The sequence below is a fragment of the Planococcus massiliensis genome (assembly GCF_000821325.1).
In the GTDB taxonomy this organism is placed as follows: Bacteria; Bacillota; Bacilli; order Bacillales_A; family Planococcaceae; genus Planococcus; species Planococcus ruber.
On sequence record NZ_CCXS01000001.1, the window covers coordinates 2015112 to 2034700 of the forward strand.

Here is a 19589-nt window from a genome sequence, read left to right on the forward strand (position 1 = left end):
TGCAGAATGCCATTATAAATAAAAAAAGAGTGCAGCTGCGAGCTGCACTCTTGCACTTTACATTCTTTTTTCGATTTCAGCCCAGGCGGCATCTTTGCCAAGACCGGTTTCAGATGAAAAGACGATTAGCGGATCGCCTTTTTCCATTTCCAAGGTTTCACGGACAATTTTCTTATGCTTGTCCCATTTCCCTTTTGGAATCTTATCCGCTTTCGTTGCAATGATGATGCACGGAATGTCGTAATGCTTCATAAAATCGTACATGGCGATATCGTCGCGGCTCGGCGGATGGCGGAGGTCGACGATTTGGATAACCGCCTTCAATTCTTCGCGCCCCGTGATATACCGCTCGATCATTTTGCCCCATGCTTCTCGCTCCGTTTTCGCTACTTTGGCATAGCCGTAGCCCGGTACGTCGACATAGAACAATTTCTCTTCGATTTTGTAAAAGTTCAAGGTCTGCGTTTTCCCCGGCTTCGAGGAAATGCGCGCCATGCTTTTACGGCCGATCATTTTGTTGATGAAAGACGATTTCCCGACATTCGAACGCCCCGCTAAGGCAAATTCCGGCAAGCCGTCTTCCGGATACTGATCCGGCCGGACGGCGCTGATTACAAGTTCTACATTATTGACTATCATTCGTTTTCTCCTTCTAATGCGATTTCAAGTGCCTCTTCCGCTTGAGAAACAAGTTTGAACGTCAATTCTTCACGGACACTTTCCGGAATGTCTTCGATATCCCGCTCATTATCGATCGGCAAGATGATCGTTTTCAATCCCGCACGGTGTGCGCTTAATGTTTTCTCTTTCACGCCGCCAATCGGCAACACGCGTCCGCGCAATGTAATTTCGCCGGTCATTCCGACTTCTCGGCGAATCGGGCGTTTTGACAGCGCAGATACTAAAGCTGTCGCAATCGTAATCCCGGCAGATGGGCCGTCTTTTGGCACCGCTCCTTCAGGCACGTGGATATGGATATCCTGCGACTCATGGAAAGACGGATCAATGCCGAGTGATTCGGCATTTGCTCTGACGAATGAAAGTGCCGTCTGTGCCGACTCTTTCATGACATCGCCAAGTTTACCGGTCAATTGGAGTTTGCCTTTGCCGGCCGATAACGAAACTTCGATTTGAAGCGTATCGCCGCCTACTGTTGTGTAAGCGAGGCCTGTCGCCACACCGATTTGGTTGACGGTCTCCGCCATTCCATAGCGGAATTTGCGTTTGCCTAAATATTCTTCGACCAAATCAGCGGTTACTGCCACCGATTCTTTTTCACCGCTGACAATCTGTTTCGTCACTTTGCGGCAAATGGAAGCAATTTGGCGTTCAAGGCCGCGCACTCCCGCTTCCCTTGTATAATAACGGACAATGGAAAGCAAAGCTTCGTCATCGAAAGTCAATTGGCCCTCTTCCAGCCCATGTTCTTTCAATTGTTTCGGCGCCAGATGGTTTTTGGCGATCATTTGTTTTTCGGCTTCAGTGTAGCCGGCAATCGAAATGACTTCCATCCGGTCGCGAAGCGGCCCCGGAATCGATCCAAGATCATTTGCCGTCGCAATGAATAGAACATTCGAAAGATCATACGTTTCTTCTATATAATGGTCGCTGAACGAATTGTTCTGTTCCGGATCCAATACTTCAAGCATGGCAGAAGACGGGTCTCCGCGGAAGTCATTTGACATCTTATCGATTTCATCCAGCAAGAAAACAGGATTGATCGTAGATGCCTTTTTCATTCCTTGAATCATGCGCCCTGGCATTGCGCCGACATACGTACGGCGATGTCCACGGATTTCCGATTCGTCGCGTACGCCGCCAAGCGATACCCGGACAAATTTGCGGTCAAGCGATTCGGCAATCGATTTTGCTAAGGACGTTTTCCCGACGCCCGGAGGCCCAACGAGGCAAAGGATCGGTCCACGCAGTGATTTCGTCATCTGCTGCACCGCTAAATATTCCAACACGCGCTCTTTGACGCTTTCCAAGCCGTCGTGGTCCCGGTCAAGGACTTCTTCCGCATATTTGATGTCTAAACGGTCTTCAGTCGCGTTCGACCATGGGATCGTTACCAGCCACTCAATGTAATTGCGGATAATGCCGCTTTCCGCTGCTGCTGACGGCAATTTTTCGTAACGGTCCAATTCTTTTAGTGCCGCTTTTTCCGTAGATTCCGGCATGCCGGCTTCTTCGATTCGTTTCTTCAAATCAACGATTTCAGCAGATTTGCCGTCTTTGTCGCCAAGCTCTGTCTGAATGGCTTTCATCTGTTCGCGAAGATAAAACTCTTTTTGGGTCTGTTCCATCGACTTCTTCACGCGCTGGCTGATGCGTTTTTCCAAATCAATCACTTCCTGCTCATTGTGCAAGCGGGTGATCAGCATTTCCAATCGCTTATCGATATCGAACGTTTCAAGAATTTCCTGTTTGCCCGCAACTTTGATCGGCAAATGAGAAGCCACCATATCCGCTAAACGGCCGGGCTCTTCAATGTCGGCCACCGTATTATAAGTTTCAGTCGTGATTTTTTTCGAAGCTTTCGCATACTTTTCAAAGTGCTCGAGCAGCAAGCGCATTAATGCGTCTTGTTCCGCTGTCCGTTCCGTTTCATCCGGGAACGTCGTCACTTCAACCATCGTCAAGTTTTCTTCTTCTGTATACTGCTTCCATTGTGCACGTTCCTGCCCTTCTACAAGGACACGGATGGTGCCATTCGGCAATTTCAGCATTTGTTTAATGTAAGCAAGTGTACCGATTTTGTGAAGATCTTCTTTTTCCGGCTGCTCGATGCTCATTTCTTTTTGAGTCGCCAGGAAAATGATGTTGTCTTCGAGCATCGCTTGCTCTAGCGCCGCAATAGACCGTTCCCGGCCTACATCAATGTGCAGGACCATCGTCGGAAATACGAGGAGGCCTCGCAGCGGCAATAAAGGCACGCGTTTCGTTATTTTTTTCTTAGCCATTCGGGAGAACACCTCCGGTTATTTTCATCAAAAAAACAAGCTGACCCTAAACGCGCGGATGTGCACGATCAGAGTCAGCCCGTATCATCCTATATTCCGCAAATTTTCTGCGGCTTCTTGCTGAAAGCAGTAACTTTTAGGCGGATGTTTTCTCGTTATTGTCGCCTTTATATTCTGAACCGTCTTCTAGCAATAGTTTTGGCTGAGCGCTTTCAGTGACAGTTTCTTTTGTGATGACGCATTCTACGATATCTTCGCGGGATGGCAAGTCAAACATGACATCAAGCATGATGTTCTCAATGATTGAACGAAGCCCTCGGGCACCTGTCTTTCGTTCGATCGCCAATTTCGCGATTTCAACTAAGGCATCGTCTTCAAATGTCAATTCGACATCATCAAGCTCCATCATTTTTTGATATTGCTTAATCAATGCGTTTTTCGGTTCCGTCAAGATTTGCACCAATGCATTTTCATCCAATTGCTCAAGGCTTGCCAATACCGGCAAACGGCCGATGAACTCTGGAATCAAACCGAATTTCAGCAAATCTTCAGGAATCAATTGGCTGAGCAATGATTTCTGATCCAATTCCTCTTTGTTTGGATCTGCACCGAAACCGATGACTTTATTGCCCAAACGGCGTTTGATGATTTGTTCTACGCCGTCAAAAGCACCGCCGACAATGAACAATACATTCGTCGTATCGATTTGGATGAATTCTTGATGAGGATGCTTGCGTCCGCCTTGTGGTGGCACACTTGCAGTTGTTCCTTCAAGAATTTTTAAGAGGGCTTGCTGAACGCCTTCACCGGAAACATCGCGTGTAATCGATGGGTTTTCCGATTTGCGGGCTACTTTATCAATTTCATCGATATAGATGATGCCTTTTTCAGCACGTTCCACGTCATAATCCGCAGCTTGGATCAGCTTCAGGAGAATGTTCTCCACATCTTCGCCGACATATCCGGCTTCTGTTAATGACGTCGCATCTGCGATAGCAAATGGAACGTTCAAAATGCGGGCTAAAGTTTGAGCAAGCAATGTTTTCCCGCTTCCTGTCGGCCCAATTAAAACAATATTCGATTTAGACAGTTCGATGTCATCGATCTTGCTGTTTGAGTTAACGCGTTTATAGTGGTTATACACTGCGACCGCCAACGATTTCTTCGCTTTTTCCTGGCCGATTACATAACCGTTTAAAATGTCCAAAATCTCTTTCGGTTTTGGAACTTCTTTGAACTCAACTGCTTCTTCTGTACCAAGCTCTTCTTCTACGATTTCCGTGCAAAGCTCAATACATTCGTCGCAAATATATACACCTGGCCCTGCGACCAGTTTACGGACCTGCTCCTGCGGTTTTCCGCAAAATGAACATTTAAGATGGTCTTTTTCGTCATTGAATTTGAACAATGTATTCACCCCTATTCAAGCCATTATCTTACAAGATATTCGTTATTGTATCAACTAATTAGAATTAAACCAAAAGGAAAGCATTATGTACGTAATTAAAATGACAATAGTCGATTTTATTGGTTTTATGTAGAGGAAAACAAGGCACGATGCCGTGCCTTGTTTTCGGTTGTAAATTATAGGCGTTAATTATTCAGCGTCTTCAGCGTTTGCAATTTCAGTTGTGATGTTAGCATTTTCTACTAAGAACTCAACTGTGTTCTGCATACGGATATCGTTTTCAAGCATTTCAGTACCGCCTAAAGCCGCTTTGATTTGCTCTGCATCCATGTTAAATTGGCCAGACATTTTTTCAAGTTCTTTGTTGATGTCTTCAGTTGTCACTTCCATGTTCTCAACTTCAGCGATTGCTTCAAGAACTAGTGATACACGAACGCGCGTTTCAGCGTCATCGTGCATTTGAGCGCGCAACGCTTGCTCGTCTTGTCCTGAGAATTGGTAGTAAAGGTCAAGGTTCATGCCTTGCTGCGTCAAACGCTGTTCGAAATCTTGCATCATGCGGTCCATTTCCGTGTGGATCATTGCATGCGGAAGGTCGATTGTTGCGTTTTCTGCAACTTTTTGTACCAACTCATCGCGTAGTTGAGCATCAGAAGCTGATTGTTTTTCAGCAGACAATGTTTCTTTCATTTTTGTGCGCAACTCTTCTAAAGAAGCGACTTCAGCATCGATTTCTTTAGCGAATTCATCGTTGAGTTCAGGAAGTTCTTTTGCTTTTACTTCATGTACTTTCACTTTGAATGTTGCTGCTTTACCAGCAAGCTCAGCTGCATGGTATTCTTCAGGGAAAGTGACTTCAACGTCTTTTTCTTCTCCTGCTTTTACGCCGACCAACTGCTCTTCGAATCCAGGGATGAATGAGTTTGAACCGATTTCAAGAGAATAATCTTCTCCTTTTCCACCTTCAAATGCTTCTCCATCAACGAAACCTTCGAAATCGATAACAGCTGTATCGCCTTCAACGATTGCTTCGTCTTCTTTAACAGCAAGTTCAGCAAAACGTTCTTGGTTTTCTTTCAATTGGTTTTCGATTTCTTCGTCAGTTACTTCAGTATCTTGTTTTGTTACTTCGATGCCTTTGTATTCGCCTAGCTGAACTTCAGGTTTAACGATTACTTTAGCTGTGAATACCAATGGCTTGTTTTTCTCCATTGTATCGATATCGATTTCCGGGCGGTCAACTGGGTTGATTCCGGCTTCTTCAACAGCGTTCGCATAAGCGTCCGGCAAGATGAAGTCCAAAGCATCTTGGTACAATGATTCTACGCCGAAACGTTTTTCGAACATTTGGCGAGGCATTTTCCCTTTACGGAAACCTGGCACGTTGATTTCTTTTACGACTTTCTTGAATGCTTGATCCAATCCTGCATTTACTACTTCTACAGGCACTTCTACTGTTAACGTTCCTGTGTTACCTTCTTGTTTTTCCCATTTTGCTGACATATATTAGCCCTCCAAACATTTTCTGCAAAGTCATAGTACGTGTTTTCTACGAATTTTGACAACCTCCATATTATAGCATAGATGGCGCCATGTTCAACTATTTCTACCCATTCCGAATCTCAAACCAAGCTTCTGCCTGAATTATCAGCTTGTGCAGCTCTTCATCCACCCCATTCGGCGCTTCTCCCGTGAACAAACTGTCCAAGTAGCCCATATAGGCTTCGGCCACTTCCCGCCCTTCAAATTCATCCCATGCAAAAGGATAGAACAAGTAAATATGCCGTTCAAACAGTTCAATAGCCATTCCCAGGCGGGTCGGGTCTTTCGATAATGCTTCTTCTAAATAAGTGCGGATTGTTGCAATGCGTTTATTGTTTATAGGGTCCGGCAAGGCGGCGGCAGAAAATTCCCCTTCGTAATGGAACTTTTGGATGTGAAGCCGGCCAGCCACTTTTTCCTGGTGAAGCATAAATAATATGTATGTTTTTGTGAGGAGATCGGTTTTTGGATGTTCAACCAGCGCAAACAGCTTCTCCTTCAGCGGCTCAAAGGATGTCGGCGGCAGCTCCATGATCAAATGCTCCTGCTCGCTCGGCCGCAGCGTGATAAAATGCTCAGCATCGTAAAGCTGGATATCCACTTTTTCTTTGGATACATTTGCAGCAATCCGTTCATTCAACTCGCGCAATTGCTGAAATTGCTCGAGCCGTTCTTCGGGCAAAACCTTTTCCTCGATCAGCATTTCGATCATTTGCTCTGCTTCTTCAAATTCCCTGACTTGCATCAACAAGCTTATGTATAATTCCATCGTCTCCAAATAATGGATTGGACCCACTTTCAACAGTTCGCGGCAGACGTCGAGCGCCTCTTCGTAATCCCCCAACTCAAATAAGCAATAAGCATAGGCCCCAAGCGCCCCCGCATGTTCAGGTTCATACGCCAGCACTTGGTAGAGCTTATCGCGTGCTTCAGCATACTGCTCCTCTTTCAGGAGATTCATGCCGTCTGTCAACAATCGGCTAATCGTGGTCGGAAATACAATGACATTGCCTTTCCGTTTGAGCTCCCTATATTTCTTCCGCATTTTAACCACCCCATTTATTGCCTCTATCATAACATAAGGGGATTTATCGGGAAAATAAAACCAAGAATTTTTTCATAAGAGGCTTTGCGCCATCATATATTCCCTGACAAGCTGATTAATTGTTTAAATTGATCCAAACGGAACCAGCGCGGCAAGAATTGGCGGATTTCATCATCGTTGTAGCCCACCTGCAGTTTTCGGCCGTCATGGATAATCGGCAAGCGCAAAACGCCTGGATTGTCCTGGATGACTTTATAAAGCTGAGGCAGGGACAGTGCATCAAAATCGATTTTCAGCTTTTTGATGGCATATGCTTTTTTCGAAATGATTTCTTCTGTGCCTTCATTGGTCAGCGAGAGGATTTCTTGAATCTCTTCAATTGTGATGGGTGTCGTGGAGAGGTTTTTTTCTTCGTATGGAATATCGTACTCATCGAGCCAAGCGATCGCTTTACGGCATGAGGTGTTGCTGGTTGCAGTGAATAATTTAGCTTTCATCATTTCACATTCCTTTCTTAAATCTTTCCTGTGCGCATTTTCTGCAGGCTTTCCGGCGGGAACAAAGTTCGGCAAAATATTTTCGCGAATTGTTGGTAGTCTACTTCTTCGCCTTTGCTGACCCGATTCTGCAGCTTTTCTAATAAGGACTCCAAACACCACGTTAAAGTTTCAACATCAATGTCCGGCCAAAGATAGCCTTTCTTCTGCAAGACAGATAAATCCTTCACAAATTTCTGGTGAATACGTTCTCTTGCTTTATTTACAATTTCAGCAAGTTCGGCATCACGCAGCAAAAGTTCCGGCATCAGCTTTTGAAGGTTGGATTCATTGATCTTGTGGAAATGGATTTCAAGGCGCCCAGCGAGCAGCTTTTCCGGGTCTCCCCCTCGCCATTCCAACTCAAGCGGCATCATGGAATCCAATTGGTTTTCGATCAGGGACATGAGAAGCTGACGCTTATCGGAAAAATACCGATAAAACGTACCGGTCGCAACACGGGCGTGTGCAGCGATTTCTTTCGCAGTGGTTTGGTCGAACCCTTTTCGGCTGAATAATTCCTTGCCGCTGGCAATCAATGCTTCTTTTTTTTGTTTTGATCGTGATTGTTTAGGAGAAGTCGGAAAACTTCCAACAAGGTCTTCATTTGGCATGTTCTCACCTCTTTTCTTAGAATAACACGTATCGGAGAATAACATGAACTCGAGTTCATATTTTTTTCGATTTTTTTGATAGCGATTCACATTCTGGACAAATAAAAAATCCGGAGCAAATGCACCGGATCCTTACATTATTTTAAATGTTTCCTCGTTTTGCACGCTCATCCAAAAAGGCATGGAAATCATGACAAGGATAAAAAATCCAATCATGAGGCTAAAAGTGGTCCAGACCCCCATTTCAAAAAGAGCTTGGAGCAACAGCGGCAAAAGAATCAGCATATTTAATAGAAACGTGCGTTTTTTGGATTTCGGAGTGGCATATTGTTTTTCGCCGCAATACGGGCACGTCATGCTTGTCGTCAAAACAAAAGAGCTCTTTAAGGTCTGTTTCCACGTCCATTCGGTTTTGCAGTTTTCGCATACCAACAACTTTCTCCCCCCAATTACTATTAGATTCATAATGGTTAATGCTGCAATTATAATAAAAGAGGCCTGGAGCAAATTGCTTCAGGCCTCTTTCTATGTATCATTTCGATAATTTTACGTCCCAGGAGGACGTATATAATAGGAAGAAACCCCAATGTTTATAATGTTTTCAATGAGTTTTGTGTAAAATTTGTGTAAAATTCTATTTCAACCCTCTACCTTAATCGGCGGAGGGCTTTTCTATATTCGCGGCTTGCTGCAGATAAACGCCGATCAATTCTTCCGTCCGGTTGCGCAGCCGAACGTTTAAGTATTTCCGGCGACTGGTGAATCCATCATGATAAAAGATGTACATGGTGGCAAAGTCATCGTGTTCGCCGGTCTCAAGTTTCAATTTCTTTTTACGCATATATTCTTTGGTTTCTCGATATTCGCTTTCTGCGATTTTGCATGCAGCTTCGACCAGTTCCAGGTATGGACCTTTTAATTTGAATGCGCCGGTCTGGAAGTGCTGATGGTCTTGCCTGAAGATTTTAATCACCATTGGCAGATAGATCATATTCTCAAAGTGTTCTATGTATTCGCGTGGAATCATACCGGTCATATTCGCCCCTCCTAAATAGTCATTTCTTTATTATAAAAGGAATCTCATGAAATAAAAACACTTTGCCATATTCAACAGTTAACAATAATATCTATTTTCCACTGTTTATTTTGCATATCATTTCCATTATAGTTATCAACAAGGGGATGATTCTGTGGATGATAAAAGCAAAAAGGCGCTAAAAGGTTGTGGTATCGGATGCTTTGGTTTGATTTTTGTGATCGTTTTGTTAGTGGTGGTTTTAGTTAGCTGTTCAGTAAATAGCGAAGAGGAAGAGAAAACGTTTGGTTTTAAAGTGGAAAATTACGAAGTTGCTTTGAAAGAATCACTTAGTAGCAAGAATTTCGAAATCGCTAAATGGCAGCGTGAATATGAAGAGAATCGCTATAATATAACTTTGACAGATGGCATTTATGCTTTCATGTTCGTAAATGATAATAAGGAAATCGTTAAGGTAAATACGGTCGCTTCGGGAGCCGCATTGCTAGTTAAGAATAAAGAAGTAATGGCAGCTTTTGAAAGCCTTATTGAAAGTGTAGATCCTTCATTAAGTATCACGCAGAAAATGACGATATTAGACAAACTCGGCATTAACGGTCAAAGCAATATGCTGGATCAGGAAACCTCCTATACGTTGAATGGCATTTATTACTTATACCAAGGCGATGCGGAATCAGATACAATGGCACTGCAAGCTAAGCCAGAATAAAAAAAAGCCCTCTCGCTATTTCCGTAGCAGGAGGGCTTATACTATATAGTGTTTGACAAGATGTAATAATAAAAACCGCAGCCCAATTAAGGTAACTGCGGTATACTCTTTGATTTTTTAAGATTGTCCATTAAAGGATTTTTTTAATGGGCTTTCGCCATAGTTTTATACCAGCCGATTTGGTTTTAAGGCAAAACCGAGGAAGCAATCCGAAACCGTTTCTTTGTGTGCGCACACCGGTAAGAAACTACCCGTAAACAGTAATACGTACATCGCTAGGTGTATATATCCTGTACTTATATTATAGCATATTATTGCTTTTTATTAAAAGCCCGGTAAACCATAACAGCCACTTCTTCACGGGTAGCTGGTCGCTGCGGATAAGTTCCATCGGTGATGCCGGCTTTTACAGTTTCCTTATATTCCGGAGCTAATGACTTCGACGGTTGCGCGTCCTTTTTATATTCTTCTGCCACTTTTACTTCCTCCTTTGGTTTCGGCTGCTGGGCGATCACTGCAGCAAGTTTCGCTTTTGTGGATGCGCCTGCGATGCCGTCTCGTTCTAAATTGGTGCGGAGTTGAAACTTCAAGACAGCCTCTTTTGTGCCTTCACCGAAAATGCCATCCACAGTTAATTTAAATCCGGCTTGATTCAGGTCTTCCTGCAGCTTCTTCACTTCTGCGCCAGAATCGCCTTCCATCAGATAGCCACGTTCGCTTACAGGCGGCACGGAAGCTGTAACGCCTCCAGACTTCAATTTTTGCAGCCGCTTGACGATTCTATTTCGAACGCTAGCTGCGCGTCCTTCCTCTAAAATGCGGTGCGGACAATTCTTACCAGACCAGTCCTTGTGCCATTTCACACGGTCGATTCCCCAACCTTTGTCTTTTAAAATATGTGCAACATAATCAATCGCATTTTCTTCTGCCGCCGTATATTTCGCTCCTCCACTTTTGCTGTAGCAGATTTCAATACCGATGGACTTGCGGTTCCCTGCTCCCTGACCATCCCCTGCGTGCCATGCGTTACGAGAGAAAGGAATGGCTTGGACTACGTGCTTATCGTCCACAGCAACATGGTAGGAGACCTGATTTGCATTACTGGTCATGTAAGTCACTTCTGATAAAGCAGCTGCATCGTTCCAGGTGTTGTGGATGGTAATGGTTTCAGGATTCATAGAATAAGGTGCTTTAATGGCGTATTTTGATGTAGGAATGAACTTATCGATAATCGTGTAAGTCATGCTACTTCACTCCATTTCTTTTCAAAATATACTCCTGTTGCTTCGCTTTTTTTGTTACTAAATATTGATTCTTCCACACGCCATAACCGACCAGGATTAGTGGCACAAATGTTAAAAGCATTTCAGTAAAGGCGTTGATCGATTCATTGTTAAAGTGCGCTAGCTCGACTCCTAGCGCCTGCAAAAATAAAAGGATGCCCCCAAGAGCACCCCCGATAAATCCGATATATTGTTTTAGTTTGTCTGCCGTCATTTTGTTCCCTCCTTTTATAAAATCCATTTACCTGTAGCGATGAATCCGATTAGTAAGAAAATAATCTTGATCATGTCCATGATAATGGCACGCCATCCGCTTTCTTTGTCGGTTTTGGCACCCAGAGCTTCCAATTTCTTTTCGATTCGATCTGTGGACTCTTTAGAGTTTTGTTTCATTTCATTAATATCAGTAGCTGCTTGTTTGGTTGAAAAATTAATTTCTCGTACCATCAAATTGCTTTCTGCGATGCTCGCCTGCATTTTCTTGTGCTCGTCATCGTTTTGGTTGATGTGGTTTCGCAAGTCATCCCGCAACTCTCTGATGTCTTTCTCTGCCTCTCCCATTCTCAAATCTAGCACAGCATAGCCTGTCCCCTGATCATTCCCCATTTAAAAAATCAACCTCCCGTACGGAAAAAAGCGCTATAAACGACAGCACTGCGTACGTAAAGAAGCCGATACTGAACAATCCAGTCCCCAAATAATACGCAGCTGCAATTAATCCATAGATGATAGTGGAACCGATCAGTCCCGCCTTTCGTATATTTCGTTGTTTCGTTGCAATCCCCAGTAACTTTAAAGAAGCAGCCACTAAGAAGAATATTGCCCAGCCCCATTCCGGTGCCAGGGCTTTAAAAAATTCATAAGTAGATGGCAGCCGGTCAAACATTTGCGGACTGCCGAAAAACACGAATGCCAGGCATAGAGAAAGGATGGATAACCCAACCTCGACGACGGGTATAGCTTCCTGCTTTCGTTTGAACATGTTGCTCACTCCTTTCTTGGCATAGAAAAAGAGCGCCCGTGTGGACACTCTTCGGTTTAGATTATCTCATTCCCTTATCTCTTCTGAAATCGCTATATTTTTTAACGTAATCTTGTGGCATAGATTTCTCAATTTCTTTGTTATTCGCTCTGATTAAGTTAACTATAGCTCTTTTAGTATCTTCATTTAAATCCGTATCTTCTAAATAACTTAGCATTTGGCTTTCAGTTAAACCCATATTTTCACCCCCTCATCCCATTACCAATATTCGGCAAAAGAGGAAGGAGTCCTGCTAAGATTTTGAAATTATTTTTACTCGGTAGTTTGGTCCGTCTACATAGTATTTCCGCATTTGCAGGATATCTCAATACTAGAAGTAAAGTGGTATCCTGCGATGCTGCTAACTGTAATGGTAGAATTACTGTCAGATAAGGTTTCACCATCAGAATAAATTTCTTCTTGCTCCACCAATTCGTTAACCACATTGCCGCATTTGTTGCATTTTATTGAAAATGTCATCAATGGTCGCATCCCTAAATTTTCTCTATAACAACGTTTCGGCTGCATAAGGTAGCGACCCAATAAAGAAATTCCCGCCGACTTCAAAAGTATCGCCTGACGGAATCACAGCGTTGAAGTAAGGTTGCGTATAGAGTTTTTGAATATCAGTATCGCGGTGCTGCAACCAAACTACGGGATTTGCACGGTCTGTCTTTCCTAATCGGAAACTTTCGAATGGGTTTTGGATTGTCATAGCAGCAACAATATCCCGCTCGCCACTAACACCTTTTTCATTTAGATAAAGGTAACTGATGGCTTTATCATCTTCAACCAAATTTGTGATGCTTCCATCTGTCTTTTCCGTTAAGTACGTATTCCCTAAGCTCGTATGGAGTTTATTTGCAAAACTGTTTTTCACGGGGAACATCATGCCATATCCAGTTGAACAGAAGAGTTCTCGCAAGAACTTGATTTTTATTTTAACAGACACTCCTTTTGATGTGACGGTGTGAGTCGAATAAATTTCCATTAATGGGTTGGCAGTATCCTGCGGATGGATGCCCTTCATTTTTTGAATGATTTGTACGCTTTGAACTTCCTTAAATGCATCAGGAGTCCAGTCTTTCATCTCAATCCCATCAAATAAAATTCGCTGATCTAGCGCGAACGCTGTCGCTGTCGTAACATGCCCAGGAACAAATTCTGTTGTCAAGGAAGTTCCGTTAGGCTTGACACGAACCGCGAACTCTTTGTTACTGTTGTCTCGAAGGACATCAAACTTTTTTGTGTTTAAGATTGTCGTGCCTTCCTCTTCGTTTAATTCACTAGTGGTAAAAGTGTATTCGTCATACTTCCCCTCACTGCTATACAATATCCAACCTCGTGAAGTTCCAGCTCCGCCGCTCGGCAGATTAGCCGGATCGTCCCCTATGAAAGTTGCCACAACTGTATGTTCTGCAACGGGCAGGTTTTCAAAAATCGGGATGGTCACTTTATTTATCGTTGTGGGATTGTAGATGCTGACCAAGACGGCATTTTCTTCATTTCCATCCAACACGAACTTCCAAACCCCACCGTTGTTTCTTTTGGAGGTGTTGAACTCGATTTTGTCTCCAGTGAACCTAATTGTCATGGTTGCCCCAACGACACTCGTATAGTTATTGGCATTGGGTAGTGTGCTGCCAAGTAGCTGATCATACCATGAGCCGGTTCTTTCTCCGAAATCCTTTCTTGCCACAACGCTGTTGTTAACTGTGGTTTTGCTTTTCGAAATCTCACTGACAAATGCCTCTTGGAATAGGATGTATTCTTCATTCGCAATCGGAGGTTTGCGAAATCCATAAGTCGCGGCTTGATTCCCCTTGAACGGGACAACAACCTCTATGTTCTTTTCCCCTAATACACGAGCATAGATGTTATCAGCAGTTACATTATGATCTTTGAGCAAGGAAACAAAATCAACTTGTTTTACATTGTCTGCCAACTGCCGAGAAACTTCTTGCAAATCCTTCTCCTCAGCAATGCCACTAATCGCCCCTGTTTTACCATTAATCGACTGAACACCGGCAACTCCTGTGGATGGTCCGCCAGGTACAAATTTGCCTGCAGCAGGGTCCCATGCTTGCTGTGGAATCGGGCTGCCTAATTTATCACGCAATAATTTCTTCTTGCTGAAATCCACATCGATTTCGCTGCCATCGACTGTATTTGCGATATACACTTCGCTCTCTTCATCCCAATATTGCGGGATTGGTGAACCCAGCGCATCACGGATCAGTTTACTTTCATTGATTTCTGCCATTGGTGCACTTCCTTTCTGTTTAAGAATTGGTTGGTTCACTAACAATTAAATTGGGTCCTTTTAAATACATAGATGTTCCCATCTTTAAAATTCTTAATGTCCCGGCTGAAATGATTAATTGCATGTAAATAAAAATGTCTTTCCCTTTATAAGATTCATCGAAATAAGGAAAAGAAAACGGAAATCCAATAGTATTGAATCCTGGATTTAGAGTCGTATTTACAAAAGAATTATTTAATGGCATTACCACACCATCTACCTCAATTAACAACCCACCTTGAAGCGTAGTCGGTTCTGATGCTTCACCTAAAATTTTTAATCCAGCAATTAAATTTGACGGTCCTGTAACGGTTACCGGATAATCTTCTGAAACTACCCTTAGTCTTACTAATTTAGAAAGGTCTGTTGGTGCGTCAGTCCAATTAATGATAGGATCACTGAAATTAGCTGGAACGAAATCGATCACGACCTCCGACGATCCACCTCCACCCTGTACAGGTTTCATGCGCTTCAAATCAGTAATTGAAGAAGAAACATCGGCAATCGTGCCGGTAATGCTTTTTCTAACATGCTCCAATTGGATTTTCGGCAATTCTTTTCTAAATGGATCAATTTCATGACTAACCACACGTTGACTGATATTTATATTGAACTGTTCATCAATCAGTGTGACGGTATCGCCTAACTGAATATCATAAAGTTCCTGCTGCGCATTTTCGTCTTTAATCCGGGACAAATCAATTACATCCACATCGTAGAAACGATTATATGCACCATTCGCATGGATTTCATAAACTTCTGTCATGCTAAGCAAATTCTTTCCGACTTCAAATGATAAGTTTCGGTCTGCGCCGCGTCTTGCAACTAATGAAATCGTAAACTTATCCCATACTACCTCTGCGCCGATTTCGTTGGCTAAACCAATAATCATGCTTCGTGTTCCCATTGGCTTTGAAGTAAATTGCACCGACTGATTAAAGTGGACGGCGCCAATAGAAAAACGCGTTCCCTGTAACATTTCTTCCAAAATTTCTCTCGGCGTTCCTTCGTATGGATAATCATCCGGCAACTCAATATCTTCATTGGCTGCATCTAATTCGTAGGGATTATTCAATTCATAAGAAATGTGCTCACAGCTGATGGCCATCATTAATGAATTGGTTCGTTTTTTCTCGATACGCCGGATACGAAAATAGTTTCCGTTCAATTCCACAAAATTCGGATGCATGATTCGGTACACGTTGAAATAAGGAAGTATATTAAAATCCAATGTAAATTTGTTATTAATTTCTTCGTAAATACTCGTGTTCATAAGATCATAGGCAACGCCTAATTCCTCATACGTATCATTATCTCGAATCGTGATAAACGTTCTACCGCCGTCCCAATTGCTCATGCTCATACCTCCTGTGTATGCGGCAAGCAACGGAAGACAACGGTAAATGTTCCCCACTCAACCACACGCTCTAAATCGATGCTGTTGCTTACTTTCGCTTGATAAGTAAATGTTGGATCGTCATCAAAAACCAATGGCCGCCGTGTTTCATGGGTTGTCAGCCATTGAGCAATTCTCCGCGCTTCTTTATAAACAGTGGAATTTGCTGGAGTCTTTATCAAAAAATCCACTTCTACTTCGATATCATTAAAGCTTGGATCAAATACCAGTACGCTCCCACTCCGAAACGGAATATCCACATAGGTATCTTTCGGCTGAGCAAAGAGGGGCCGGCGACTATCAAGCATGACAATCGGTAACGTACTACTGTGGACGCCGTTGAATGTTATTCCTGGAATCGCCATTATCTCCCCCTCATTTCTACTTGTGCTAAATTGTGCAATTCTCTTGCGACGCGTTTCACGTCTGCTTCTTCTCGGATAATAAAGTTATTGCCGGTAATCGTTGTGCCGCCCATGCCGGCCAGTTTATCATTCGATGTTACCCTCGCACCTCTCGGCATATCCACAAGCTCTGGACCGCGTTCTCCGACGATTGCAGGGCCGCCTTTGAAATACTCCGTGCCTTTTGCAAGCATTGGAATGGATGGAATGTCTACACCTGCACCACCGATGGCCGGAACCCAGTCAGGAATCTTGAGCGTGTTCATGCCGCCGATGAAATCGTTGATTAATTCGATGATGAAATTAATGGAGTCTTTTATTTTATTTGTAATGCCGTCCCAGATGCCTGTGAGTGTATCTGAAATTGTCTCAAATACACCTGTAATAGCGTCCTTAATCGAATTTACGGGTTTCATTAGGACTTCTTTCATTGCCCTCCACACGACTCCCGCAGCTGTGGACAGGCTTTCAAATATGCCAATGGCTCCGTCTTTCATTTCGGTGAATCTTGTTTTGATTCCTGAAATCCAATTTCCTACCACTTCGAAAATGGCGTCTTTTGTGTTGATAAAAATCTCGACTATATTCGCCCACAGATTCGAAAAGAACTCTTTGATTGGTTCCCAGTTTTTCACGATCAATGCGACGATGCCGATTAAAGCTAATACTGCTGCAATGGCAATGGCTACCGGTGCCGCGATAGCAGCGATGGCCGCCCCAATTGCCGGAAGTGCCGCTGTGACTGTCGCAAAAACACCACTCAACGCAGCAAAGGCACCTGTAAGTATTGGTAATATAGCAGGAATTGCCGCTATGGCTGGACCTAGTGCAATAAATGCTGCGGCCAGTGTACCGATAATCACTGCGATTGCTAGAAATGCCGCTGAAATCGCTGGATTCGCAACGACAAACTCAGCAAATTTACCGATGATACCAGCTATGAATGTAAGTAATGGCGCAAGTTCAACCATCATACTTTGTATCGCTTCATTCATTTTCTTGAGTGCCGAAGCATCCATTGAGTCTGCTACGTCTTTTGCTTTCTGTTCGCTTTCGCTTAACTTAACTAGCGCTTCATCTGCACCTAGAATGGACTCAACAATGTTCTCGCCTTGATCTTCCCAGATGGTGCCGAATATACCGACTCCTAAAGTGTTACGCAGAGTCGCATCTTCAATACCGTTCAACCATTTAGTCATTTCCTCAAAGGCTTTAGGATCCGTACCACTGGCGATTGCCTTGCCCCATGCAACCAATTGTTTTTCCATAGCCACAAATGCTGCTGAATCTGGAGGGTTCTTGGCCAACTCCATTTTTTCATCATTCATTTTTTGGAAAGCTTCTAGCTCTTTCGCATTGGCTTCTTGCATCAAGCTCAACTGTGCTTCTTGGCGTTCTTTCAGCGCATCCAATTCCCTGCTGTTAATTTCCTGCAGGTTTTCAAGACTAGCCTTTTTCCTTTTATCAAAGGCTTCTAATTCTAGTGACTGCCGTTCTTTCAGCGTTTCTTTGCCGACCTCAATCTCTTGTGTTGCTCGCTCTTTCAATAGGTCGTATTCTGATTTAAGCGCTTCTTTCTTTTCGTCCGCTGCCTCATTTATGCCGTCTTTGCGGATTTTTAAGCTTTCAATTTCGGCATCACGTTCTTCTTGGACTTGATCGGCGCGCAATTTCGCTTCAAATTCATTGAGCTTCTCAGTGGCCAGCCGGCGTCCTTTTTTCGTTCGCTGATTTGCGATATCCGCATTAAGTTCGGCACGCTTCTCAGCATTCTCACGATCTTTAGCAGCTTTATTTTCAGCTTCCGTCAAGGCTCTTAGTCCATTAATTTCATCGTCAATCGCTTTGAGTTTGTTATAACGGTCTTCATCAATCAGCTTCATTTTTTCCATATACTCTTTATCAATTAACTTGATACGTTGAGTCGCAGCTTTCTCGAATGACTTTAATTCATCGGCTAGCGAATCTTCCAACGCATCTCGTTGTCGGTCGTACGAGTCCACAGCCGCTTCATACTGTTCATCCATCGAATCGGACATAGCTTCCACTTGTTTTTCAAAACCTTTTTCAGTCGATTCGTATTGTGCGTCGAGCGATTTAGACAAAGCTCCTTCTTGCTTTTCCAGTCCTTCTTCCATCGCTTGGAGTTGTTCGTCACTCATTTTCTTGACTGGACCCATGACTTTTCTCAGGCTATCTTTCATTGCCTCAGATAACCCCTCGCCCATTTCAGTGGCGCGAATACGTCCTTCTTTTAAACCGTCAAGCAAGTTGTCGATATTCCAACTTCCCGTACCGACAGCTGCCGCCATGATTCCTTGAATCTGCTTAGCTTCATAACCGGCACGCCGTAGTTGCCCGCCATATTCAGCGATAATATCTAGTTGATCCGGCGGGAATCCGATTCTCAGCAAAGAATTCACAAGATTTAAAGCTTCCTCATCAGAAACTTCTAATTCTTTTCCGATTTCGTTCGTTTCTTGAATCAATTCTTTAAAGTCGATATCACCATAGACACTGGCGATAGCCGCTGCGCTGTTTACGATTGAGCGATTGCTTTCGTCAGAAGCATCTTTATTTAAAGCCCACTGTTTACGCAAGCCTTCTAAAGCTTCTTCTCCGTCCACACCATAGGCTTGAACCTCCGCCAATGCTTCCCGAACGCTTTGTTTCGAATCTTCCGGCACATCAAACGTGATATTGATCTTTGCTTGCAAATCCGATTCAGCCAGTCCGTTTTCAGCGATACCCGCAAGTCCGATCCCAGCTACTGCGCCTGCCAGAGCTTGAGTAATTCGATCCCCTGCTTGCTCAGCAGCGTCGCCTAAATCTTCAATGTCCTGCTCAGCATTTTGAAGGTCGCTCGTATCCACAGTGGGGTTGATTCTAAGATCAGTTTGCCGAGCCTGATTCTGCAGATTTCGAAGCAAGCCCTCGGTCATTTCGATTTCTCGATTAAACGCCCGGAATTGGGAATCATCAATTTCCCCTGCCGCAAACTGACGGTCCACTTCCGCCTGGGCCTGTCGCAAAGTATCCAACTTTGCCGCCGCGTTACGGGCCGCGTCCTGTAGTACATCAAAGCGCTGTTGCAGAAGATTGACATTGTCTGGATCGAACTTCAACGCTTTATTAATCTGCTGCAGTTCCTTGCTCGTCTTCCCTGATGCTTTGTTCACATCCGACAAAGCCGTTTCAATGCCTGATGCATCGGCTCCAAGAGCAATTGTGATGCCTTGTATTTTCACTATTTCCTCACACCCTTTCGAGCAAAAATAAAAACACCTACTTCAAGAAGTAAGTGTTCAAAGTTAGAAGCTATCAAAATCA

The 19589-nt window shown here is 43.7% G+C and carries 19 protein-coding genes; 1 reads left to right on the forward strand and 18 read right to left on the reverse strand.

The genetic code is table 11. From position 1 onward, the window contains the following. Positions 1-57: 57 nt before the first annotated feature. The 9 genes from yihA to BN1080_RS09930 form a co-directional block, all read right to left on the reverse strand. Positions 58-639, reverse strand: coding sequence for a ribosome biogenesis GTP-binding protein YihA/YsxC (gene yihA / locus BN1080_RS09890; protein ID WP_052651897.1), 582 nt, complete (start codon positions 637-639; stop codon positions 58-60). Further along, complete coding sequence (gene lon / locus BN1080_RS09895; protein ID WP_052651899.1) at positions 636-2963, reverse strand: endopeptidase La; 2328 nt, start codon at positions 2961-2963, stop codon at positions 636-638. Before lon ends, yihA begins: the two co-directional genes overlap by 4 nt. Before the next feature lie 136 nt (positions 2964-3099). After that, positions 3100-4371: an ATP-dependent protease ATP-binding subunit ClpX gene (gene clpX, locus BN1080_RS09900; protein ID WP_052651901.1), complete on the reverse strand. Its 1272-nt coding sequence runs from the start codon at positions 4369-4371 to the stop codon at positions 3100-3102. 189 nt (positions 4372-4560) lie between these two features. After that, positions 4561-5874, reverse strand: coding sequence for a trigger factor (gene tig / locus BN1080_RS09905; protein WP_052651903.1), 1314 nt, complete (start codon positions 5872-5874; stop codon positions 4561-4563). A 103-nt stretch (positions 5875-5977) separates the two neighbouring features. Beyond that, entirely contained in the window at positions 5978-6958 is a 981-nt protein-coding gene (locus tag BN1080_RS09910; protein ID WP_052651905.1) for a tetratricopeptide repeat protein, read from the reverse strand. Positions 6959-7050: 92 nt separating this feature from the next. Further along, positions 7051-7455, reverse strand: coding sequence for a transcriptional regulator Spx (gene spx / locus BN1080_RS09915; RefSeq protein ID WP_052651907.1), 405 nt, complete (start codon positions 7453-7455; stop codon positions 7051-7053). 17 nt (positions 7456-7472) lie between these two features. Then, positions 7473-8108 carry a TetR/AcrR family transcriptional regulator gene (locus BN1080_RS09920; protein WP_052651909.1) on the reverse strand — a complete coding sequence of 212 codons (636 nt, stop codon included), beginning with the start codon at positions 8106-8108 and terminating at the stop codon, positions 7473-7475. A 132-nt stretch (positions 8109-8240) separates the two neighbouring features. After that, positions 8241-8543 carry a TIGR04104 family putative zinc finger protein gene (locus BN1080_RS09925; RefSeq protein WP_052651911.1) on the reverse strand — a complete coding sequence of 101 codons (303 nt, stop codon included), beginning with the start codon at positions 8541-8543 and terminating at the stop codon, positions 8241-8243. Positions 8544-8760: 217 nt separating this feature from the next. Continuing rightward, positions 8761-9144, reverse strand: a complete 384-nt coding sequence (locus BN1080_RS09930; protein WP_052651912.1) for a YhjD family protein — start codon at positions 9142-9144, stop codon at positions 8761-8763. A gap of 154 nt (positions 9145-9298) precedes the next feature. Here BN1080_RS09930 and BN1080_RS09935 point away from each other — a divergent pair, with 154 nt between their 5' ends. Further along, a complete protein-coding gene (locus BN1080_RS09935) occupies positions 9299-9853 on the forward strand; it encodes a hypothetical protein (RefSeq protein WP_052651913.1) in 555 nt (184 codons plus the stop codon). A gap of 311 nt (positions 9854-10164) precedes the next feature. Here BN1080_RS09935 and BN1080_RS09940 read toward each other — a convergent pair whose 3' ends face one another. From BN1080_RS09940 to BN1080_RS09975, 9 genes are all read right to left on the reverse strand, one after another. Then, a complete protein-coding gene (locus BN1080_RS09940; RefSeq protein ID WP_052651914.1) occupies positions 10165-11097 on the reverse strand; it encodes a peptidoglycan recognition protein family protein in 933 nt (310 codons plus the stop codon). 1 nt (position 11098) lies between these two features. After that, on the reverse strand, positions 11099-11350 hold the full coding sequence (locus BN1080_RS09945) for a phage holin (protein ID WP_052651915.1): 252 nt from the start codon (positions 11348-11350) through the stop codon (positions 11099-11101). A gap of 14 nt (positions 11351-11364) precedes the next feature. After that, positions 11365-11742, reverse strand: coding sequence for a hypothetical protein (locus BN1080_RS09950; protein WP_052651916.1), 378 nt, complete (start codon positions 11740-11742; stop codon positions 11365-11367). Continuing rightward, positions 11732-12118 carry a hypothetical protein gene (locus tag BN1080_RS09955; protein WP_052651917.1) on the reverse strand — a complete coding sequence of 129 codons (387 nt, stop codon included), beginning with the start codon at positions 12116-12118 and terminating at the stop codon, positions 11732-11734. The genes BN1080_RS09950 and BN1080_RS09955 overlap by 11 nt, the downstream gene beginning before the upstream one ends. 61 nt (positions 12119-12179) lie before the next feature. Next, entirely contained in the window at positions 12180-12356 is a 177-nt protein-coding gene (locus tag BN1080_RS17225; RefSeq protein ID WP_199876608.1) for a hypothetical protein, read from the reverse strand. Positions 12357-12662: 306 nt separating this feature from the next. Then, positions 12663-14420: a hypothetical protein gene (locus tag BN1080_RS09960; protein ID WP_052651918.1), complete on the reverse strand. Its 1758-nt coding sequence runs from the start codon at positions 14418-14420 to the stop codon at positions 12663-12665. Positions 14421-14439: 19 nt separating this feature from the next. Continuing rightward, a complete protein-coding gene (locus BN1080_RS09965) occupies positions 14440-15816 on the reverse strand; it encodes a phage tail spike protein (RefSeq protein WP_052651919.1) in 1377 nt (458 codons plus the stop codon). Between the two features lie 2 nt (positions 15817-15818). Then, complete coding sequence (locus tag BN1080_RS09970) at positions 15819-16220, reverse strand: distal tail protein Dit (RefSeq protein ID WP_052651920.1); 402 nt, start codon at positions 16218-16220, stop codon at positions 15819-15821. After that, entirely contained in the window at positions 16220-19507 is a 3288-nt protein-coding gene (locus BN1080_RS09975) for a hypothetical protein (RefSeq protein WP_052651921.1), read from the reverse strand. Before BN1080_RS09975 ends, BN1080_RS09970 begins: the two co-directional genes overlap by 1 nt. Positions 19508-19589 lie beyond the last annotated feature (82 nt).